This is a genomic window from Salinibacter sp. 10B (assembly GCF_002954405.1).
GTDB lineage: Bacteria > Bacteroidota > Rhodothermia > Rhodothermales > Salinibacteraceae > Salinibacter.
Genome location: NZ_MQWC01000004.1, coordinates 30,802 through 52,413 on the forward strand (window position 1 = coordinate 30,802; position 21,612 = coordinate 52,413).

The 21,612-nt window shown below is 60.7% G+C and carries 17 protein-coding genes; 10 read left to right on the plus strand and 7 right to left on the minus strand.

What is annotated here, in order from left to right; all coding sequences use genetic code 11:
- Positions 1 to 11: 11 nt before the first annotated feature.
- The 3 genes from BSZ35_RS00440 to BSZ35_RS00450 form a co-directional block, all read right to left on the minus strand.
- Complete coding sequence (locus BSZ35_RS00440; RefSeq protein ID WP_105010597.1) at positions 12 to 866, minus strand: sulfotransferase domain-containing protein; 855 nt, start codon at positions 864 to 866, stop codon at positions 12 to 14.
- Between the two features lie 229 nt (positions 867 to 1,095).
- The gene (locus BSZ35_RS00445) at positions 1,096 to 2,178 is read right to left on the minus strand and encodes a class I fructose-bisphosphate aldolase (protein ID WP_105010598.1); all 1,083 of its coding nucleotides are present in this window, start codon (positions 2,176 to 2,178) and stop codon (positions 1,096 to 1,098) included.
- Between the two features lie 271 nt (positions 2,179 to 2,449).
- Positions 2,450 to 3,631 carry a lipocalin-like domain-containing protein gene (locus BSZ35_RS00450; protein ID WP_105010599.1) on the minus strand — a complete coding sequence of 394 codons (1,182 nt, stop codon included), beginning with the start codon at positions 3,629 to 3,631 and terminating at the stop codon, positions 2,450 to 2,452.
- 147 nt (positions 3,632 to 3,778) lie between these two features.
- Here BSZ35_RS00450 and BSZ35_RS00455 point away from each other — a divergent pair, with 147 nt between their 5' ends.
- The 4 genes from BSZ35_RS00455 to BSZ35_RS00470 all read left to right on the plus strand — a co-directional run bounded on the left by BSZ35_RS00455 (position 3,779) and on the right by BSZ35_RS00470 (position 7,144).
- The gene (locus BSZ35_RS00455; RefSeq protein ID WP_105010600.1) at positions 3,779 to 4,573 is read left to right on the plus strand and encodes an SDR family oxidoreductase; all 795 of its coding nucleotides are present in this window, start codon (positions 3,779 to 3,781) and stop codon (positions 4,571 to 4,573) included.
- A gap of 241 nt (positions 4,574 to 4,814) precedes the next feature.
- Positions 4,815 to 6,083 (plus strand): FAD/NAD(P)-binding oxidoreductase, encoded by a 1,269-nt coding sequence (locus tag BSZ35_RS00460; RefSeq protein WP_105010601.1) that lies wholly within the window; start codon positions 4,815 to 4,817, stop codon positions 6,081 to 6,083.
- A 40-nt stretch (positions 6,084 to 6,123) separates the two neighbouring features.
- A complete protein-coding gene (locus BSZ35_RS00465) occupies positions 6,124 to 6,438 on the plus strand; it encodes a TusE/DsrC/DsvC family sulfur relay protein (RefSeq protein ID WP_105010602.1) in 315 nt (104 codons plus the stop codon).
- Positions 6,439 to 6,601: 163 nt separating this feature from the next.
- A complete protein-coding gene (locus BSZ35_RS00470) occupies positions 6,602 to 7,144 on the plus strand; it encodes a DsrE/DsrF/DrsH-like family protein (RefSeq protein ID WP_105010603.1) in 543 nt (180 codons plus the stop codon).
- 99 nt (positions 7,145 to 7,243) lie between these two features.
- On the opposite strand, the gene BSZ35_RS00475 is transcribed toward BSZ35_RS00470, so the two are convergent.
- Positions 7,244 to 8,002 carry an arylesterase gene (locus BSZ35_RS00475; RefSeq protein ID WP_105010604.1) on the minus strand — a complete coding sequence of 253 codons (759 nt, stop codon included), beginning with the start codon at positions 8,000 to 8,002 and terminating at the stop codon, positions 7,244 to 7,246.
- Positions 8,003 to 8,124: 122 nt separating this feature from the next.
- Here BSZ35_RS00475 and BSZ35_RS00480 point away from each other — a divergent pair, with 122 nt between their 5' ends.
- Positions 8,125 to 8,838 (plus strand): ABC transporter ATP-binding protein, encoded by a 714-nt coding sequence (locus tag BSZ35_RS00480; protein ID WP_181149116.1) that lies wholly within the window; start codon positions 8,125 to 8,127, stop codon positions 8,836 to 8,838.
- Between the two features lie 136 nt (positions 8,839 to 8,974).
- On the opposite strand, the gene BSZ35_RS00485 is transcribed toward BSZ35_RS00480, so the two are convergent.
- Positions 8,975 to 10,399, minus strand: coding sequence for a phosphoglucomutase/phosphomannomutase family protein (locus tag BSZ35_RS00485; RefSeq protein WP_105010605.1), 1,425 nt, complete (start codon positions 10,397 to 10,399; stop codon positions 8,975 to 8,977).
- Between the two features lie 214 nt (positions 10,400 to 10,613).
- On the opposite strand from BSZ35_RS00485, the gene BSZ35_RS00490 reads away from it, so the two are divergent.
- Together BSZ35_RS00490 and BSZ35_RS00495 are read left to right on the plus strand one after the other, a co-directional pair.
- The gene (locus BSZ35_RS00490; RefSeq protein ID WP_105010606.1) at positions 10,614 to 11,324 is read left to right on the plus strand and encodes an outer membrane beta-barrel protein; all 711 of its coding nucleotides are present in this window, start codon (positions 10,614 to 10,616) and stop codon (positions 11,322 to 11,324) included.
- Positions 11,325 to 11,361: 37 nt separating this feature from the next.
- The gene (locus tag BSZ35_RS00495; protein ID WP_258096014.1) at positions 11,362 to 14,022 is read left to right on the plus strand and encodes a T9SS type A sorting domain-containing protein; all 2,661 of its coding nucleotides are present in this window, start codon (positions 11,362 to 11,364) and stop codon (positions 14,020 to 14,022) included.
- A 40-nt stretch (positions 14,023 to 14,062) separates the two neighbouring features.
- Here the strand turns inward: BSZ35_RS00495 and gyrA are convergent, their stop codons facing one another.
- Positions 14,063 to 16,774 (minus strand): DNA gyrase subunit A, encoded by a 2,712-nt coding sequence (gene gyrA, locus BSZ35_RS00500; RefSeq protein WP_105010608.1) that lies wholly within the window; start codon positions 16,772 to 16,774, stop codon positions 14,063 to 14,065.
- A gap of 355 nt (positions 16,775 to 17,129) precedes the next feature.
- On the opposite strand from gyrA, the gene BSZ35_RS00505 reads away from it, so the two are divergent.
- The 3 genes from BSZ35_RS00505 (at position 17,130) to BSZ35_RS00515 (ending at position 20,604) form a co-directional block, all read left to right on the plus strand.
- Complete coding sequence (locus BSZ35_RS00505; RefSeq protein WP_105010609.1) at positions 17,130 to 17,378, plus strand: hypothetical protein; 249 nt, start codon at positions 17,130 to 17,132, stop codon at positions 17,376 to 17,378.
- Positions 17,379 to 17,687: 309 nt separating this feature from the next.
- A complete protein-coding gene (locus BSZ35_RS00510) occupies positions 17,688 to 19,880 on the plus strand; it encodes a thioredoxin family protein (protein ID WP_105010610.1) in 2,193 nt (730 codons plus the stop codon).
- Between the two features lie 88 nt (positions 19,881 to 19,968).
- A complete protein-coding gene (locus BSZ35_RS00515) occupies positions 19,969 to 20,604 on the plus strand; it encodes a thioredoxin family protein (protein ID WP_105010611.1) in 636 nt (211 codons plus the stop codon).
- 192 nt (positions 20,605 to 20,796) lie between these two features.
- Here the strand turns inward: BSZ35_RS00515 and BSZ35_RS00520 are convergent, their stop codons facing one another.
- The gene (locus BSZ35_RS00520; protein WP_105010612.1) at positions 20,797 to 21,459 is read right to left on the minus strand and encodes a methyltransferase domain-containing protein; all 663 of its coding nucleotides are present in this window, start codon (positions 21,457 to 21,459) and stop codon (positions 20,797 to 20,799) included.
- Positions 21,460 to 21,612: the final 153 nt, after the last annotated feature.

Here is a 21,612-nt window from a genome sequence, read left to right on the forward strand (position 1 = left end):
ATGCGGAGAGGTCAGGAGGGTTCGTCGTGCAGCGTCCAACTCGGAATACGCCGACCGAGAAATTGAAACAGGGCCTCATTTTCGGGCCGGTACATTTCGTAGAGGGTTCGAATTGCAGCCTCGGTGGGACGTTTCTTGTAATTCCGACGGAGAAGGTATTTGTCGATGGCTTTGACCAAGGGGCTCACCACCGGAAGGTAATATCGGAGGTACAAGCCGGTTTTCGACACGCCCGCTGGATTCTGTCGCTCCTTCACTTCAGTAAAGGAGAAGGACGGATCCACGCCGAGAAACTGAGTGACCTTCTCCAATCCGTGTTCGGGGTGAGCGAGAACATCTTCTTCAAAGACGAGGACAAGGAGTTGCTCGCGATCAAACAGCTCCAAATACGTCTGAATGTGCTGGTAATAGCGTCCATAGTCGAGGACGCCGTGGGGAGCAATCAGGTGATGCTTGTCGCCCGTGAGGAGCGCATCCATGCTGTACTTCGGGCAAAGGCGCCTGGTTCGGAACAGGTGATTGACCGCCGACACGGCTCGGTCCACAGGATTCCGAACCAGCATGATGAGCTTTGCGTCGGGAAGGGTATCATGGATGTTTCGATGTACGGAGGGGAGGTGCCCCTCGGCCCCTTCCTGGTTGGTCCAGCAATAGTCGGGGGTTTTTTCTCCGATGGCGGTTTCGTTCTGCACGTCCTCAAAGAACTGCCGATACCAGGAGAGCCCCTTCTCGAAGCGGTCTCGCTTGTCGAAAAAGTGGACCTCCTCCCGCGGCAGGTAGATGTCGGGGTGCTGCCGCAACTGACGAAGCAGCCAGGTCGTCCCTGCCTTCTGGGCGCCGATGATAAGAAAATTGGGGAGCGGCATCGGGCGACGGATCGGGCCCGGTGTGGGCCGGGGATTCTGAACGAAATCGGAGAGGGGCTGCGGGAATAATTTTTCCAGTTGAAGACGAGGACGGACAGGACGTTTCTCATTGGCGTGGCCATCCCGTCCAATTCCCAAAGAAAAAAGGCGACCCCCCGTGCTGGGGGGGCCGCCTCTGTTGGGACAACTCGAAAGCGCCAAAGGGCGCGGTTCGAGGAAAGGAGGGCACCTAGGCAATGGTGATGTCGTCGTTCAAATACACGTCCTGGATGGCGTTCAGAATCTCGACGCCGTCCGTCATTGGCTTCTGGAACGCCTTCCGCCCCGTGATGAGCCCCATGCCGCCGGCGCGCTTGTTGATCACGGCCGTGCGCACGACCTGCTGAAGGTCATTTTCGCCGCTGCTGCCGCCAGAGTTGATGAGTCCACACCGGCCCATGTAGCAGTTGGCCACCTGGTAGCGCGTCATATCGATCGGATGGTCCGTCAGCAGGTTCTCGTAGATGCCCGACGGATCTTTCGCATAGCCGCTATCCTTGTGTTCACGCACCGCCTGGTAGCCGCCGTTCACCGTCGGCTGCTTGGCCTTGATGATGTCGGCCTCCAGGGTGGAGCCGAGGTGGTTGGCCTGGGCCGTGAGGTCGGACGACGCCTCGTAGTTAGTGCCGTCGATGACGAACTCTTTGTTGCGGACGTAGCACCAGAGGACGGTGGTCATGCCCAGCTCATGGGCGTGGGCGAACATCTTCGAGATTTCCTGCAGCTGGCGGTTTGACTCCTCGGAGCCCCAGTACACCGTTGCGCCGACGCCGAGGCACCCCATCTCGTGGGCGTCCTCAATCTGAGCGTACGGCACCTGGTCGTACCGGTTCGGATACGACAGGAGCTCGCTGTGGTTGAGCTTCAGGATGAAGGGGATCTTGTGGGCGTACTTGCGGGCCACGGAGCCGAGCACGCCGTACGTGGAGGCCACGGCGTTGCACCCGCCCTCAAGGGCCAGCTTCACGATGTTCTCCGGCTCAAAGTAGATGGGGTTGGGGGCAAAGCTGGTGCCGGCGGAGTGCTCGATGCCCTGGTCGACCGGCAGAATGGAGAGGTAGCCCGTGCCGCCGAGTCGTCCGTTGTCGAAGATCTCCTGCATGGACCGGAGGACGCGCGGGTTGCGATCGGAGTCGTACCACACGCGGTCGACGAAGTCGCCGCCGGGAAGGTGAAGGTCCTCCTTTGGAATGGTATCGCATTCGTGTTCGAGCAGCTCCTCGGCCTCATCCCCGAGGAGATCAGCCGTGCGGGTGAGGGTTGCTTCGGCCATGGGGTCAGTCGGGTCTGGTGCAACAGATTGGGGAGAAGTGGAACGGCCGGTCGACGAGCGGCGAAGACCAGCACGTTTTCCTATCGAAGCAGCATACGAAATCGTAATGAATGAATCCAAAAGGAGGCGTGGGTTTTAGACCAATTGACTGGGAAAACACAAGAAATGTATGGAAGTGCTTCCGAGTGTGAGAAGTCTTTCGCCCGTCGCTTTGTCAGCTGGGTGCGTCGTCTCTTTCCAGATCTTGATGCCTCATGAATCCGCAGCACACTCAAGAGGTCGGGGAAGCCGGGCTGTCGCCGTAGCCCGTCAATTCAACGTAGCCGCGACCCGAATGGGAGCCCGTTACGCGCACGGCGCCTTCCCAGTATCGTACCGAGACGTCCAGCTCTTGCCCTGGGAAGTACGGCGTGATGCGGAGATCGATGTCCCGGCTCGGAATCCGAAGCGTCCAGTCGACCGGATAGGTATGTGTGCCGTCCGGGGAGGTCCAGGTGTCATGGATCTCCAGAGACACGTCCGCGGCCGTAACGCTTTCCGTTGAACCGTCCGGCCCCACGAGGGTGCCGTCGCTGAAGCGGCTGGCGGACCCGTCCGCGTTGCGGAGCTGGTAATACATGAGTTCGCGGCCGTCGTCGAGCTGGAGAGAGAACCAATCCCAGCCCACCTGATTGGGGCCGAGGGCAGAGGTGCTCCACTCTCGGTCCATCCAGCTCTCTCCCGTCACGGCGAGGGTGTCGCCGGACGTCATTAGGGTGCCCTTTGTGTCGAGGCGCGTGTAGGAATAATAGTAAGACGCATTGCCCTGACCCGGGCCTTTTTGGCTCAGCCCGCGATCCCCCTGGAGGACCATCGGCTTCTCGGGACGCAGCGTGAGGTTGACGCCGACCTCTGGGGTGCGGGCCTGAAGGCGAATGGGGAACGTCGATCCCTCCTGCACACTCTGCATCGACCAGTCTTCCAGCCACACCCGAAACGGTTCGGCCTGCGCTCCAGCGATGCCGGCGCCCCCCCGGCCGAAGCGCTCAAATGCGTGGAACGTCTTGGCGTCGCCGTTGCTGAGCGCAAAATGAGCCATGTAGAACTGATTGGTGCGCCAGTCGGATCCCGCAGAGGCGAGGACAGCCGTGTTGTGGTCCGGCGGAGTCAGGGCAAATCGGAAAATGGTGAGCTCGTAGCCGAACGGGGTGCCCGAGGGGCCGTCGATGTTGCCGGTCACGTACCACCACTCATTTTTGAAGTCGCGGTGCGGCCCATGGTCGGCGGGAAACGAGAAGTCGCGGACAGTCGTGGCTCGCTGATAGCCTGTAGTATCGCTGCTCATCGCGTCGGCGACCGAAACCGACGTCTGCAGGGTATCGTCATCGGGCGCAGTCGTGAGCCAGTAGGTTCCAGCGCCCAGTGCAACGACGAAGAGGACAGCGGCAAGGACACCGGATCGGGAGCGACGCATTGTGTCAGGGAAACCTTCTAGAGAAGTCAGGACCCGATCGAACGAGCTCAGCAGTGCCCGGTTCGAGCGCCCGTGGCGGATCGGGGAAGGTATTACGAAAACGATTCGAGTAGGCGCACTTTGCTCTGTATAACACGAAGGCGAACGATGGATTTACAGCTAGACGATCAGGTTGCCGTAATCACCGGAGGGAGTGCTGGAATTGGCCGAGCTACTGCGGAGGGATTGGCCCGAGAGGGGGTACACGTGGCGCTATGTGCTCGAGACGAGGAGGCAACGAAAGACGCAGCCCGGGGGCTGAGAGCGGACCACGGCGTTGAGGCGCTCGGAGCGGCCGTGGACGTCACTGATCCGGACGACGTGGCGCGGTTTTCAGAGCGCGTTCTCAATACATTCGACGGAGTCGACATTCTCATCAACAATGCTGGCGTGGGGACGAACGAAACGATCCTGGGGGCCTCTGATGAGAAGTGGCAGTATCATTGGGACTTGCACGTCATGGCGGCGGTCCGGATGGCCCGGCAGTTCGTTCCGTCCATGCAAGCACGAGACGGAGGGGTCGTTCTCCATAACGCCTCGATTTGTGCCCGCCAGCCGCTCGACCACGAGCCCATCTACAATGTTACCAAGGCGGCTCTGTCGATGCTCTCGAAGTGCCTGGCCAACGAGGTGGCCGACGACGACATCCGGGTCAACTGTGTCAATCCGGGGCTTGTACAGACGGAGCCCTGGGAGGAGGCAGCCCGCGAGGAAACGAGGGGAGAGGAGCGGGACTGGACCGACTTTCTCTCCGAGATTGCGGAAGAGAACACGCCGATTGGTCGGTTTGCCTCTCCGGACGAGCTGGCGGACTTCCTGGTTTTTCTCTGCTCGCCCCGTGCCAGCTACTGCCTCGGGTCTACGTACTACGTCGACGGCGGCTGGCTGAACGTTGTCAACTAGTGCGAGGATTGTGAAGCACGTCTGGCTCAGGGAGTAGGGTATGGAGGGAAATCCCCACTGGGCGGTAAGAAAATTCACCACAGCTGCATGGGAAGAATGTCCGTCATTGTGAGTGAGCGATCACTCATACCTTAGTCATTGAACTGATTGCCGGTCGGTGAAGGGCCTCGGCAAGAGCAGCTGGGCCCTGCCGACCTGGGTATAACTTCAACGACATCTATCCTACTCCGGACATGAGCCCATGAACCACCTACTAATCCTTGGTGCTGGCACCGCCGGCACGATGATGGCAAACAAGCTGCGGGCGAAGCTCGACGAGGCCGAGTGGGAAATGACCATTGTCGACAAGGAAAAAGCCCACTACTACCAGCCCGGCTTTCTGTTCATCCCGTTTGGCATCTACGACCCCGAACGGGTGACCCGACCGAAGGCCGACTATCTGCCCGACGGGGTGCGTACCCTCTGGGCCGAGGTCGAAAAGGTCACACCGGAGGAGCGGACTGTGCGGCTGGCCGACGGGCGAGAGCTCTCGTACGACCTCCTCATCATCGCCACGGGGGTCACGCCGGATCCGGAGGAAACCCCGGGACTGCACGGGGCGCTCTGGTACGAGGACGCGTTCGACTTTTACACGTACGAGGGCGCAACGCGACTGGCCGACAAGCTAGACACTTGGAAAGGAGGGCGTCTCGTCATCAACATGTCCGAGCCGACCATCAAGTGTCCCGTGGCCCCGCTGGAGTTCGCCTTTCTTGCCGATACCTATTTCACAGAGAAGGGCATGCGCGACGACGTGGAGATCGTCTTCACGACGCCGCACGAAGGGGCCTTCACGAAGCCGATTGCCAGCAAGGCCCTCAGTAGCCTAATGGAGAAGAAGGGGATCGAGGTCGTGCCCGACTTTTACCTCATGGAGGTCGACGAGGACGAGAAAGTCCTCCGCACCTATGATGGCAAGGAAGAGCCGTTTGATCTCCTCGTGTCCATTCCAACCAACAAGGGAGCGGACTACGTCGCCGAGAGTGACATGGGAGACGTTGAGGATCTCAACTTCATTCCCACGGACAATCACACGCTCCAGGCTGAGCACTACGACGACATCTTCGTCATTGGCGACACCACGAACGTGCCGACGTCGAAGGCAGGCTCGGTTGCCCACTTCGAGGCGGAGATTTTGGAGGAGAACGTTCTCAGCTACATCAACGGCGAGCCGCTGACGGCGTCCTTCGACGGACACGCCAACTGCTTCATCGAGACTGGCTTCGGGAAGGCGACGCTCATCGACTTCAACTACGACACGCAGCCCCTGCCGGGCAAATTCCCGATTCCCGGCCTCGGTCCCATGAGTCTCCTCAAGGAGACGCGCCTGAACCATTACGGCAAGCTGGCCTTCGAGTGGGTCTACTGGCACATGCTGCTGCAGGGACGGCACATTCCCGTCCCGACCCACATGTCGATGATGGGCAAGGTCCCCGAAGAGGAGGCGGATCCCGAGCTTGTCGCTGCGTAAGTTCTGTTTTTCGGTTCACTCATTCAATCGCAATAAGACCATGCCACAAGTTGGAATCGCTGGAGAAACCATTGACGTAAACGAGGAAGGCTATCTCACCAATTCGGAAGAATGGACGCCCGACGTGGCTCGCGAGATTGCAAAGGTGGAAGGCATCGAGCTCACTGACAAGCACTGGGACGTCCTCGAGTACCTGCGGGAGCAGCACGCCGAGGGTGCCAAGCTAACCATTCGCCGGGTCGGGAAGTCCGATGTCGTGGACTCCGTCAAAGAATTCTACGACCTGTTTCCGGACGGCCCGCTGAAGAAGGCAAGCAAGATTGCCGGTATTCCGAAGCCGGCGAGCTGCGTCTAATACAAAATCCGACGGTCGAGGGCGGCTGCAGCATGTCTGAATCCGGTGGTTTGCGTCACTCAGAGCCGACTGCAGTTTCCATTCCCCTGACATGTTCAGTCGGATTCCGTAAAAGGACGTTGCTCCCCGAGCTGTCCGTCACCTTTAAAACACGAGGTCCGCCATGAGCGACACAAGCGAACTTGCGAGCTACGCCGAACAATTTGGCCAAGAGGCCACTAATGGAGAGGACGATCGTCTCGAGCGGCTCCTGGTCATTCTCTCAAAGGGATCAATGGAGGATGCCTATGCGGCCCTCATCATGGCCAACGGGGCCGTGATGGAGGGCATTGAAACCCACATGTTCTTCACTTTCTTCGGCCTGGACGCCATCACGAAGGACAAGCAGGACACGCTCCACATGCCGACCGTGGGCAACCCTGCGCTAATGCGCAACGTCCCCACGATGGTGGCAGGCCTGCCCGGCGTGGAAGCGCTGGCCACGAAGATGATGCGAGGCAAAATGGAGGAGCACGACATCCCCCCTGTATCCGAGTTTCTCGAGATGATCGTGGCGGGGGGCGGTACACTTCACGGATGCGACCTGGCAGTCGAGATGTTTGGATTAGGGCCTGAGGATCTGGTCGACGAGGTCGAGGACATCATTACCGTGGGGGAGATGCTTGAGCTGGCCGGGGGCGAGCGGTCGCAGGTGATTTTCGTATAGACGGTGCCCGATTGACGACTCAAATTTCATGGGGGCGGATTCCGGACGGGATCCGCCCCCTCTGGATTGGATAGGACGCGAAGCCGGATGACCCATTTCTCAGGCCGGAGCCTGGGAGCGCATCTCCTCCAGCAGGGGGCGGAGGTAGGACCACACGCTTCGTGCCACGTGCCGGTGACCGGCCACGTTGGGGTGGATGCCGTCGTCCTGGACGAGCGAATCGACTCCCATCACCTCTTCAGAGATAAACGGGACGAGAGTGACCTGCTCGTATTGCTTGGCCACCGCCGGGTAGACCTGTCGAAACTGCTCCGTGTAGTCCGGCCCGAGGTTCGGCGGAATGCGCATTCCGGCCAGCAGGACGTGGGCCTCCGGATAGGCGGCCAATGTGGTGTCAATAATGCCGTTCAGGTTCTGTTGGGTTGCGGACGGATCGACGCCGCGCAGGCCGTCGTTCCCGCCCAATTCGAGGATGAGTACGTCCACCCTCTCATTCAACAGCCAGTCGATGCGACGCAGGCCGCCCGCCGTCGTTTCTCCACTGACGCCTGCGTTTTGAATCGTCACGTTCCAGCCCAGCGAGTCGACGGTTTGCTGGAGACGCGACGGGAAGGAGGCCCCCGAGGGAACGCCAAGCCCGGCGGCGATACTGTTACCGAGGACCAGCACTCGGAGGTCTGCGTTCTCCGTGGTGTCCGCCGCGGTCGCCGACGAGGCAGAAGACGAGGAAGCCGTGGCGCCGGCCGAGGTCGATGTGTCGGCGGGGCGAGCCGTGGGGGAATTGGAACGATTCTGACCACACCCGGCCACGCTTAGAACTCCTACGAGCGCAAACAGGTATAGGCGGGCGATCCACATGGAAAAAGCAACACTTTAGACGCACGAGCAACGGACCTGCCGAACCGGTGGCGGATTGATAGGGTTTCGGTGCGTCATTCCATCTGGCGCTCTATTCTGAAACCATCCATCCCTTTTACTTCATGGACGATGCCTCTGTGCTTCGCGTCAATTCCCTCACGAAGACCTTCGACAGTGGCGGGCGTACCCTTACCGTCATCGAGGACGTCAGCTTCTCCGTAGAGGAGGGAGAAACGTGTTCGATCGTGGGCCCTTCTGGCAGTGGTAAGACCACCCTGCTCGGCCTTAGTGCCGGCCTTGACCGGCCCACGAGTGGGACCGTCACCCTTTGTGGCATCGACTTGACCCCGCTGGACGAGGATGAGCGCGCTGAGGTCCGCAACCAACACGTCGGCTTTGTTTTTCAGACCTTTCGTTTGCTGCCCACACTCACGGCGCTGGAGAACGTGATGGTGCCCGCGGAGCTACGGGGCACCGCCGATCCCCACGACCGGGCCGCGGATCTTCTCGACCGGGTGGGACTCGGCGACCGGCTCGATCACTACCCCTCGCAGTTGTCGGGAGGAGAGCAACAGCGGGTGGCGATGGCCCGGGCCTTCATCAATGAGCCCCGGATCCTCTTCGCCGACGAGCCCACTGGCAATCTCGACGCCGAAACGGCCGAAAGCGTGGAAGACATCCTTTTCGGCCTCAACGAAACGGCGGACACGACCCTTGTGCTCGTGACGCACGACCAGGAGCTTGCCCACCGAACGCAGCGAGTGTTGAAGCTGCGTGGGGGCAAAGTGGTGGGAGAGGAGCGGCAACCGGTTGAGGATGCACAGGCCGTTGCGTGAGGTTCCTGCCGTGGTACACGTTCTGTATCGCGTGTTTGTGCTGACACCGCTTGAGAGAAGGCCGTAATCCCAGATCGACGGAATACGAAATACGGAATCTAACACTGAGTGGATTGCTGGGAGCAGCCGGTTTTCCTCAGTCGTCCAATCCGAGCTGGGCGGACGCGTCTTTCACCAGTGCTTTGGCTGCTTCTGGCGACTCGGCCTCCGAATACACGCGCAGCACAGGTTCTGTGCCGGACGGCCGAATGAGGAGCCAGCCGTTGTCGGTGATGTGCTTAAAGCCATCAAGCGTATCCAGACGTTCGACCGGGTGCCCGTTAATCTCGTCCAGTCCGCCGCCCGCATCCAGCCGGTCCAGCACGTTTGCTTTTTGATCCTCGCGGATGTGAATGTCGTCGCGGTAGTTGTAGTGTGGGCCGAAGTCTTCCAGCAACTCGTCGACCAATGCGGAGAGGGTCTTTCCTCGCTCGACCATCATTTCCACGATGAGCAGGCCGATGTAGATGCCGTCGCGCTCGGGAATGTGGCCCGTGGCCCCAATGCCGCCCGACTCCTCACCCCCCACCAGGATGTTGCCCTCGGCCATCTTTGCGGCAATGTGCTTGAAGCCAATCGGCGTCGTCTCGATCGGCAGGCCGTAGCGCTCGGCCATCTTGTCCAGCATGTGGGTGGTGGAGAACGTCTTCACGATGCTCCCGTTGAGGCCGCGCTCCTCGTGAAGGTACTTCGTTAAGAGGGAGAGAATGCGGTGTGAGCTTACGTAGTCGCCATTCTCATCCACCATGCCGATGCGGTCGGCGTCCCCGTCATTGGCCAGGCCGGCGGCGCAGTCCGACTCGGCCACAGTTTCGGAGAGGTCATCCAACCGGTCCTCGATCGGCTCCGGGGCCACGCCATGGAAGCCGGGGTTGTGTTCATGGCGGAGCGGAACGACCTGCTCGTCTCCGAGCAATGATGTCACGAGGCCCTGTCCCGCACCGTACATTGCGTCGTGGGCAATCCGAAGCCCCGAGTCCTTGATGGCCTCAATGTCCAGGGCATTGTGCAGTGCGTTCAAATAGCCGGACCGGATGTCGTGGAGGGAAATGTGCCCGTCCGAGGTAAGGGTGTCGAAATCCGGAAGCGCGTCTGGGAGATCTGCGGCCGGTCGGACGGCATTTTCCACGGTGGCGACCATCTCTGGGGGAGCGGGGCCGCCGAAGTGGGCCTTCAGCTTGTAGCCGTTGTATTCGGGTGGGTTGTGGCTAGCGGTGATGACGACGCCCGCATCGGCGCCCATCGCCTGCGTAGCCCAGCTTACCGCCGGAGTCGATACTGGTGTATCCGCCACAGTAACGTGCACACCTGCGTCGGCGAGGATCTCTGCGGCCCGTTCGGCGAATTGGGGGCCGAGAAATCGCATGTCATGTCCCAGGACGACACTTGGAGAGTTGCTATAGTCGTCCAACAGCCACTCGGCAGTGGCCCGGGCGACGCGCTCAAGATTCACGAATGTGTAATCATCGGCGATGATTGCTCGCCAGCCGTCGGTGCCAAATTTGATGGGAGCGTCGGACATACGTATGCGTTGAAGTCAGTCGAGATCAGCGTTGCGCGAAGGTGTGCAGGACACTCTCCAAGAAAGGGATTGCGGTTCCGAAAAGCCATTCCTGGAGATGCCCCTTATCGAGGGTTCATGGACGCGAACGAGCCGTGAGTTTGTGCGTTGGGGAGGTCGGGCTCGTATTAGTCTATCTATCGCATATTTTCTTGTCGATCCGCTCTCCCGACGCATGTCTCGTCCAGCATTCGCACTGCTCGTGTTCGCTCCCCTCGCAGGTTTGCTGTTGGGGCTGGCGCCGGAGGCTCAGGCGCAGCAGGCCTCTGAGACATCATCCGAGGATCAGACTCGACGGGAGATCCGGGTGGACCTGGGGGGCGGTTGGGGCATTCCCATCCGCAATGTCGACTTGCAGGGAGAGACCGTTCAGAATGTCGAGCCCCTGGACGTCAACATGACTTCCGGGCCGCACGCGTACGTGGGGATGGGGTTCGTGCGGACCATCGCGGAGAATTTCGCGCTGGGTGCTCGAGTGCGAGGCCAGGCAACCCGGCTTCGGGCGAAGGTGGACGCCTGTAATGATGGGTTGTCGTGCCGGAAGCCGGATGGGCTGCAGTGGGCGGCCACTGTTGAAGGCCGCATCATCATCACGGCGCCCGACTGGGTGAACCCATATTTGCTTGTCGGGCTCGGGGTGGTGCAGACCACCGTGGACGCTGTGACGGTACAGGGAGTTCAGAATCCAAGACTTCCAGAGACCATTACGTTTGCGGGGGCCTCGGTCGTTGACGCGGGGGGAAACATTGGGATTGGGGCGTCACTTCCGCTCACCGACCGGCTCTACCTCGACACCGAATTTCGAGTGACGGGGGCGTTGCCGGGAGGGAAGGAGAATGCCGTATCGATCCTTCCATTTACCGCCGGTCTGTCGTACGGATTCTAGGACGAAAGCGTTGTCCAGCGTCCAAGGGAGCCGTCTAATGGATTACTCTGTCGCTCTTCATCTGTTTGAGGATCTTTCGGATCACATGATCTATCTACGGTCGTCCGTCGTCTTCGTCGCTTTGGCGGTTTTGCTCGGAGGAGGGGTCTCCAGTCTACATGCCCAAGAGCGCCCGAAAGCCATCGGGCAACTCCAGACGCGCTCACTTGCCCCTTCGGTGATTCAGACGGCAGAGAAGTCGGTGTGGGGGAGTCGGCAGAAGGACGGGGAGCAAGGGCCAATGGCAAAGATTGGGTTGGAGCTGGCGCTTTTGTACCACCAGTACCAGGCGGAAGGGCCCAGTGGAATTCGGCGTCTGCGGGAATCGCGGGAGCGGTCCAAGCGCGCCTCCGATCCGCGGTCCGTCCGAAGTCGGGTCCGGTCTCCGATCGCCGCCAGCGGGCGCACCGTGATCGTAGAGGCCCTATCGAACGGAGAGGGCACAACGCTACTCAGCGATCTCCGACGGCTTGGGCTGGAACGCGGGGCGGCGATGGGGAGACTCGTATCAGGACGGCTGCCCATCTCTGCTCTTCGGGAGGCGGCGGGGCTCTCTACACTGCGAGGCATGGTGCCATCGTACGCTCGGAGCCACGCGGGCAGCGTAGGGTCGGAGGCCGACACCGCCCATGCGGCCTATCGCGTCCGATCGACCTTCAATCTAGATGGTAGCGGCCAAAAGGTATGTGCTCTTTCCGATAGCTACAATCAGAGCAGCTCGGCTGCCACGACGGCAGAGGACGACATCCAGTCGGGGGATTTGCCCGGCGAGGGAAATCCGCAGGGCAACACGCAAGCCGTTGACGTGCTGGACGACGATTATGGGGGATCTCCTGCTCCCACGGATGAGGGCCGTGCTATGCTCCAGCTCATTCACGACATTGCGCCCGGGGCCACGCTGGGCTTCCATACTGCGTTTGGGGGACTTGCCGATTTTGCGAATGGGATCCTGGAGCTTGCGAACCCCAATAAAGGGGATTGCGACGTGATTGTGGACGATGTGGGGTATGCGGTAGAGCCGTTTTATCAAGACGGTATTCTTGCCAATGCTGTAGATGAAGCCGTCCAGACGTACGACGCTGCCTACTTCTCCTCGGCGGGAAATGACGGTCGGAATGCCTATCAGGCCCCCTTTCGCGACTCTGGAAACCCGGGTGTTCTCAGCGACGATGCCGTGGCCCACGACTTTGCCGAGGGGGCCGCGGTGGACACGCTCCAGCAGGTGACGGTGGCGCCGGGCGGGACGTTCCGGATCTTTACGCTGCAATGGACGGATCCGTCCGGGGTCGTGGAGGGCTCGGCGGGCCCGGACACCGATCTCGATGTCGCCATCCTAGACGATACGTTGGGCGTGGTGGCAAAGTCCGAAAATCAAAACATCGATTCCGGCTTTCCGGTGGAGAGTCTGGAGTTTTCGAACGCGGGCGAGATTGATACCGATGAGGATGGTGTGGCGGATTCGACCTTTCATCTGGTCATTGAGAAAGCCGCCGGCCCCGATCCCGATGAGGTCCGGTACATCTATTCGGGGAGTCAGTACAGCATTGATCAGTACGATACGTTAGGGGCGACGATCTACGGGCATCCGAAGGCAGAGGGGGCTATGGCCGTGGCGGCGGCTCCGTTTTTCTATACGCCGGCCTACGTTAGCGTCGACGCCCCGTTTCTGGAATCCTTCTCGTCGAAGGGGGGCATTCCGATTCTTTTTGATCAGACCGGAAACCGGATTTCTCCTGTGGATCGGGAAAAGCCGGACGTGACGGGAGCTGATGCCATCGACAACACCTTCTTCGGCAACGACCTACAATTTCCCTCTGACTCGCCGATTGGGGGCGTCGATTCGGATCCGCACCCCAATTTCTTCGGCACGTCGGCGGCCGCGCCGAACATCGCAGCGATCGCGGCTCTCATCCGACAGTCGCGTCCGTCTCTTTCGTACCAGGAGGTCTACAATTCCCTGCGGTCCGGGACGCAGGACATTACGCAGCGGATCACCCGGGAGGGAGAGCTCCAGGACATCGGAGAAGGGAGAGATCCCTGGAGCGGGACCGGGTTTGTGCTGGCGGAAGAAGCAGTGCCGCCTCCCCGCACGCTGCAAATTGTGAATCTTGCGGCGGACGGAACCCTTTCGTCTCGGAACGAGGCCACGTTGGAGCTCAGCTGGAGCCTGGTTGGAGAGGGGCAGGTGGACGCATTTCTGATCGAGCGTCAATTTTTCGATGGCCCCTTTACGGAGCAGACAACCGTCACGCCGGACGGGGAGAGGCAGTTTTCCAATAGCATCGAGAATTTGCCGCCCGGCAAGCACACGTTTCGAATCACAGCGGTGCGGAACGACAGCGTCATCACGACCAGCACCACGGAGAGAATTTTGCAGGCGGGAGGCCCGAATGTGATGCTTTACCCCAATCCGTTTCGGGAGCGGACGAATGTGTCCGTCACGCTTCCCTCGAACGGAGGGCCGGAAGAGGTGCGCGTTAGTGTCTATGACGCCCTGGGGCGGCGGGTGGCCACCCCCGTTGAGGCACGGTCTGTGGACGCGACGCAGTCGATTACGCTTACCCCCTCAGAGCTTGGCATTTCCGGGGCCGGAATGTACTTCTTCCGAGTGAAAGGAGAGTCATTCACTCGAACGGTTCAAGGCGTGTACAGTCCCTGACCGGAGGGGCTGACATGTGAGGAGCCGGGGGGAAGAGGCGTTATTCCACTTCATCCACCGCGTCGCTGGCGGCGTCCTCGTCCATCTCGCCGTTTTGGGCAGAGGCGTCGTCCTCCGATGCGGCCTCCTCGGTGTTCTCTGCCTCCTCAGTGTCTCGGACCCGGGTCACGTCGGCGATGCGGTCGCCATCCTTGAGGTTGATCACGCGCACGCCCTGCGTGTTGCGGCCCATGGTGCTGATCTCTTCGACCCGTGTACGGATCATGATGCCGTTCACGGTGATGATCATCAGATCTTCGCTGCCGTAGACGCCCTTGATGGCCACGAGGTTGCCTGTACGCTCGGTGCGGTTAAGGGTGATGAGACCCTTTCCACCTCGTCCTTGCACCCGATACTCGCTCAGGGACGTCCGTTTGCCGTATCCATTTTCGGCGACGGCCAATACATCCATTTCCTCGCTGGCATCCGGGGGAACCGAGATCATGCCCACCATCTCCTGGTCGCCGGGCAGCTTCATGCCGCGGACGCCGCGGGTGTTGCGGCCCATGGGACGCGCGTCGTTCTCATCGAAGTGGACAGCCCGTCCGCCCGATGAGGCCACGACCACGGTGTGGTCGCCCCCGGTGAGGGAGGCCTCAATCAGCTCGTCGCCCTCATCAATCTTAATGCCGATGATGCCGTTGGAGCGGGGGCGGCTGTAGGCTTCCAGGGCCGTCTTCTTGACCATGCCTTGTCGCGTGGCGGCCAGCACGTAGTGGCTGTTGAGGAAGTCCTCGTCTTCAAAGTCGTCCTTGCTCACGCTAATGACGGTTCGAACGCGGTCGTCGGCGTCAATGTCGATGAGTTGACGAATGGACCGCCCTTTGGCCGTGCGGCTACCCTCCGGGATTTCAAAGGGCCGCAACCAGAAGCATTGTCCCTTGTCGGTAAAGAGGAGGAGGACGTCGTGGGAGTGACAGACGTACAGGTGCTCGATGAAGTCGTCCTCACGCTTGCCGGTGCCCCGCATACCGACCCCACCGCGGCCTTGTGTGCGGTAAGTGTCGATGGGCGTGCGCTTGGTGAGGCCCTGGTGCGTGATGGTGACAACGACGTGCTCGCGTTCAATCAAGTCCTCGATGATGATGTCGTCGCCGCCGGTGTAATCGATCTCCGTGCGGCGCTCGTCGTCGAATCGCTCCTTGACCTTTAGCAACTCCTCTTTGATGAGCTCCATCCGGCGCTCCTTGCTATCGAGCAGATGCTGGAGCTCTTTGATCTTGTCGATGATGTCCTCGTATTCGCCGATGATCTTTTCCCGCTCCATCCCCGTCAGGCGGCTCAGGCGGAGGCGAAGGATGGCATTGGCCTGATCCTCCGTGAGCCAGTGGCCTTCCTCCGGCTGCTGAACGAGTTTCTCGTACTCGTCGCCGAGAAGCTTCTGGACCGTATCCTGCGTGCGGTCGGCCTCCACAGGCGGCTCAAGAGGAACATTGAGCTCGCGGAGGTCCGGTTTGGAGAGCGTCTCCGGGTAGCGGCCCCGGCGAAGGTTTTGGCGGGCCGCGTCGGTGTCGGGCGAATGGCGGATGATGGCAATGACGGCGTCGAGGTGGTCGAGCGCGAGGGTCAGGCCCTCCAAGATGTGCGCCCGGTCCTGGGCCTGCTTCAGATCGTACTCCGTGCGACGCACCACAATCTCGTGCCGGTGGTCCACGTAGTGCCGGATGGCGTCTTTGAGGTCGACCACCTTCGGTCGCCCGTTCACCAGCGCCACCATATTGACGCCGAACGTGTCCTGCAGGCGGGAATGCTTATAGACCTGATTCTTGACGATCTCCGCGTTGGCGTCGCGCTTCAGCTCAATGACGATGCGCAGGCCGTCGCGGTCGCTCTCGTCGCGCAGGTCGGCGATGCCCTCGATGCGGTCTGCCCGGACCCGGTCGGCGATGCGTTCAACTTCCCGACTCTTGTTGACCTGGTACGGCATCTCCGTCACCACCAACGCGCGCCGGCCGCTGCGCACCTCTTCTTCATGCATCTTCGCACGCATCACAACCCGTCCCCGGCCCGAGTGGTAGGCGTTGTAAACGCCCTGATAGCCGTAGATAATGCCCCCGGTCGGAAAGTCCGGCGCCGGGAGGTGCTCCATCAAATCGTCGATCTCGATTTCCGGATCGTCGATGTAGGCCACCGTGGCGTCGATCGTCTCGCCCAAGTTGTGGGGGGGGATCTTGGTGGCCATCCCCACAGCGATGCCGTCCGCTCCGTTCACCAGCATGTTGGGGAACGCCGCCGGCAACACAACGGGCTCCTCCATCGTCCCGTCGAAGTTTTCCTGCGTGTCGACGGTCTCCTTGCCGATGTCGTGCAGCATCTGCTCGGCGATGCGCGTCATGCGGGCCTCGGTGTAACGCATGGCTGCTGCCGAGTCGCCATCGATCGAGCCGAAGTTGCCCTGCCCGTCGGCCAGGGGATAGCGCATGGAAAATTCCTGAGCCATCCGCACAAGCGTGTCGTACACCGACGAATCTCCGTGCGGATGGTACTTTCCGAGTACCTCCCCGACGATACGAGCACTTTTCTTGTAGTTGGCCCCCTGTGTGAGGCCGAGTTCGTGCATGCCGTAGAGCACGCGACGGTGTACTGGCTTGAGCCCGTCGCGCACGTCAGGCAGCGCGCGGCTCACGATGACGGACATCGAGTAGTCGATGTAGGAGGACTTCATCTCCTCCTCGATGTTAATGGGGATAACGCGGCTGTCGTCCGCTTCCATGCTCCGAAGGGGGCTTCGTGAAAGAGCGTGAACAGAGGGGGGTGGCGTGCTGCGCATGGCGCACACACATCCCTACCAAGGTAGGGGTCGGGTGGCAGAAGTGCCACCGCCAGGGTGGGGGGAAGGGAGGCCTCTGCTTTGAAAAATACGGGAGGAGATCTTTGAGGAAGCGTGGGCCCGAAGCGTACCGGCAAAGAGAGGGGGGACTCATCCAAATACTCATGGCGGCGGCGCAATGCGATCGTAGATTCGTCGGGCGAAAGAGCGCACGTGTACGGGTCCCTTGGGGGAGAGGCTCGATTGGATCCGAGGCGTATACGACCGTTCCCCTGCCTACCAAAGTAATTTTGGGCTCATGGTCCTAACGATCGCATTTCGCGCGCCCTCTCGCACGGAGCTCTCCGCGGAACTGAATCTCCACGAGCGGTGCTTCGGGACTGTCCCATCCGCGGTGGTAGAAGCCATCATTCGAGACTTTGCGGCGTACCACAGCAACCTGCCTACTTGCGACCAGCGAGAGCTGTATCGCTATGAGGCGAGCGGGGAGGAGAGAGTCCTGGCCGTGGATTTTGAGGAGGTGATCGCCATCATCACCGAAGATTGAACGGTGGTATTCATGGCATGAAGGTGATATCCATCTCAAGAATGGAATCTTTGCACGTCCTCAACGCGTGAAGCGCATTCCGCTTCCGTAGTCGTGTAACAAGACCCCCATCTCAGGAGTCTAAAAGTTCAGCGGGGCATCCAGGGTCCGATGCGGACGTGCGGTCTAGTCCTGCTCACCTGATCGACGGGGAAACCTGAGTCGGTGCCGATCGTCATGGCACCGATCCATCCGTCCGACATTTTGCTTCCGAGCACGGCATTGCTCTGCTCGGGCGCTCGGCTTTCTTGGCAACGACTTTTTCCTGCTATGGTCCCTCGTCGTCTCTCGATGTCCATGTTGTTCGCCGCGCTCATGCTGTTGGGAGCGGCAGGCGTCCCTGTGGATGCAGATGCGCAGTCGTCTGACGACCCCAGTCCACACAGCGAGGCCGCGCTCGTGAGCGATGTGTCGGCGATTGCGCCCGGAGAGCCCTTTACCGTGGCCCTGCGGCTCCGGATGGAGAAGGGCTGGCATAGCTACTGGAAAAATCCCGGGGATTCGGGGGAGCCCACCTCCGTCGATTGGGCAGTGCCGGAGGGCTTCGCGGTGGGGGACATTCAGTGGCCGTATCCGCACCGCGTCCCGTTCGGCCCGATGACAAGCTACGGCTATTCCGATGAGGTAGTGTTGCCATTCACCGTAACGCCGCCGGAGACGCTTGCCCCCGGCTCCCGCGTGACCCTGAAAGGCGAAGCCAACTGGCTGATTTGTGCGGACATTTGTCTGCCCGCCAAGGCGGATGTGCAGACGACGCTCTCCGTAGCGGAGGCTCCGAGGCCGAGCCCAGAGGCGTCGGTCATTGCGAAGGCCGAGTCGAAGCAGCCCCGATCCGTGGATGGATGGACGGTGCAGGCGGCGCGAAGCAGTGGAAGCTACACGCTGGCCCTAACGTCGCCTGCCGGTCATGAGCCCAGTCTGAAGGGAGCCTATTTCTTTCCCGCGCAGGAAGAGGTGCTTGACCACGCGGCCCCTCAGCCGGTATCTCGGGCCGACGATACGCATCTCATTACCCTTCAGCAGTCGTCCTATGCAGAAGAGCCCTCCGACAGCCTTCGGGGGGTGGTGGTTGCGCCAGATGGGGAAACCTGGGACGCAGCCGGCGAGGTCCGCGCCCTGCGTGTGAACGTCCCCGTCGATTCGACACTCTCTGGCATTGACGTCGCATCGATGACGGCGGCGTCGACCGGGGGGAATGGGCTTTCGCTCCCATGGGCCCTGGCCTTTGCGTTTGCGGGCGGGCTTTTGCTCAATCTCATGCCCTGCGTTTTTCCAGTGATCTCAGTCAAAATTCTCGGCTTTGCCGAGCAGGCAGAGGAAGAGGAGCGCACAATCCGAACGCACGGAACCCTTTTCGGCGTCGGGGTTCTCGTGTCGATGTGGGTTCTGGCGGGGATTCTTCTCGCTGTGCGGGCGGCCGGAAGCCAGGTGGGGTGGGGATTTCAGCTCCAGTCGCCCACGTTCATAGCACTGATGGCTTTGCTCTTTTTCGGCATCGGGCTGAATCTGCTCGGCTTGTTTGAGGTCGGCACTCGGCTGATGAGTTGGGGGGGGCGGCTTCAGACCCAAACGTCGAGCGATGGGCGTCTGGGAGCCTTCCTGACCGGCGTTCTCGCGACCGTGGTGGCCACGCCCTGCACGGCGCCCTTCATGGGAGCCGCGCTCGGGGTGGCACTGACCCTTTCCACAACGGGGGCGCTTCTCATCTTTACGAGTCTGGGAGTGGGCATGGCGGCGCCGTACGTAGGTCTGTCGATGGCCCCCCGGCTCCTGAAGGCGCTGCCGAAGCCAGGGGCCTGGATGGAGTCGCTGAAGCAATTCTTTGCCTTTCCGATGTTCGCGACGGCCATCTGGCTCGTGTGGGTCTTTGGTCAACAGACGGGGAATGGCGGCGTCGCGCTGCTGCTTTTTGGGCTTCTCCTGCTCGGCATGGCCGGATGGGTGGTGCACCGGTGGTCCGCATCGACGCTCTCTCAGCCCCTCACGGTCGTTACCCGCGGGCTCGTGACCTTGATGGTTGTTGGGGCCGTGGCGGCTGGCGTCATTGGCGCCGGCTACGACCGACCGGCAACCGCCTCGTCGTCGGATTCTTCGTCTGCCGCGTCGTCGGAGCAGTGGACGCCCTTTTCTCCGCAAACGGTACAGGAGTTTCGTGCGGAGGGACGACCGGTGTTCGTTGACTTCACGGCGGCGTGGTGTCTTACGTGTCAGGTGAACGAGCGCACCGTGCTGAACACCGACGCGGTGCAATCGGCATTCCGGAAACGGAATGTGGCCCTCGTAAAAGCGGACTGGACGAATCGCGATCCCCAGATCACGAAGGCCCTGGAGTCGCATGGCCGAAGTGGTGTGCCGGTGTATGTGCTGTATCCTGGAGACGGCTCCGGTCCCACGCTCCTCCCTGAGGTCCTGACACAGGACATCGTCCTGAACGCACTTGAAAAACTTCCGTCCTCCTCCTAGGGACTGGGGGCCACGACAGATTCCGCACGAATCGGCATTCTTTCATCGAGTTGCGCACCCTTTTTCTGACATACACCCCAGTATTTCCATGAACACCTTTTGTCGTACGAGTCTTACGTTCGCTTTTGCCCTCCTTCTTCTGACGGTTGCCCCGTTGACCGTCTCGGCCCAGAAGGCCGAGGTTGGGGAGCAGGCGCCCAACTTTACGCTTCCGGACACTGAAGGGGAGAAGCACAGTCTTGCTCAGTACGAGGGCAAGTATGTAGTGCTGGAGTGGTTGAATTTCGGGTGTCCGTTTGTTGGCAAGCACTACGGCAGTGGCAATATGCAGAAGCTGCAGGAGACCTACACCGACAAGGGTGTTGTGTGGCTTTCAATTGTATCGTCGGCTGAGGGCAAGCAGGGATACTATCCGCCCAAAGAGATGAAGGCCCAAAAGAAAAAGCACAACGGGAACATGACGGCCATTCTTATGGACCCGGCCGGAGAGGTCGGTCGCACGTACGGCGCGAAGGTCACGCCGCACATGTACGTCATCAGTCCGGAGGGCGAGTTGCTGTACAAAGGGGGCATCGACGATAAGCCCACCACGGACGAAGCGGACATCAAGGGGGCAAAGAATTACGTCAGAAATGCTCTGAATCAGGCCATGAATGGAAAGGAGGTGGATCCGAACACGGCCCAGCCCTACGGCTGCACGGTGAAGTATGCGTCGTCCATGTAAGGAGACACCCTCCTCGAACATACAAAACCGCCCGTCCGGCACAGTCCGGCGGGCGGTTTTTTTGGTATGGTGTCCGACGGTCGAGGACGGAGCCAACTCCAAAACGGCAGTACACGTCTCTCTGAGGCGAATCCCGTTCCGGGGATCCCGACATCGGGAGTTGGGGTGTGCATTATCCGATTGCCTGCGGTCTCACTCCTCAAGGTTTACAAAATCCGGCGTCTCTTCCGGAATCGTCCAGCGAAAGATGGTTTCGCCTCCGGACTCCCAAGTCGTGTCCGGTTCCCATTCGTTCATGTCGAAGTCGTGGGACACCACTCGCGTGCCCGGCTCCAGTTCGCGAAAGAGCTTGGGGCGCAGCTTCATATTGACGGTGGGGAGGAGGTAAATGGTGACCACCGTCGCCTCACTGAGGTCCGCTTTGAAAAGGTCTCCTTGTCGAAATTCTACGAGGTCACTCACGCCGTTTTCTTTGGCGTTCTCACGGGCCTTCTTCACGAGATGCGGTTTGATCTCAATCCCCACCCCTCGGGCCCCGTACGTCCGAGCAGCCGTAATAGGGATGCGGCCGTCGCCGCTTCCAAGATCGTAGACGACATCGTTTTTGGTTACGTTGGCGACTTCAAGCATTTTGTTGACGACCGACTGCGGGCTTTCAACGAAGGGCACGTCGGAGTCAATCGTATCGGTCGTGCCGCCGGTGATCGGGGACGGGGCAGACAGGTCGACGGTGGCAGTGTCGGCGGTGTCGGTCGAGGTGGTGCTTCCCTCTTCCTGGGCGCAGCCGGGGAGGCTTAGCAGGGCAATTCCAAGGAGGGGGAGAAGCGCAGAGCGCAAGGTGGAGGAAGAAAACATGGGCGTTGGGTCGGTTGCGAAGAAGACTGTGAGTGGAAGGCGCGGAGGCCAATCGTGTTCAAGAGAGTACGACGACGCTGAAGGGGGCTCGCACGTCATTGTGGTAGGGATCGGCTGGGCGGAGAGGCCCGACACGGAGGACCGAGAGAATCT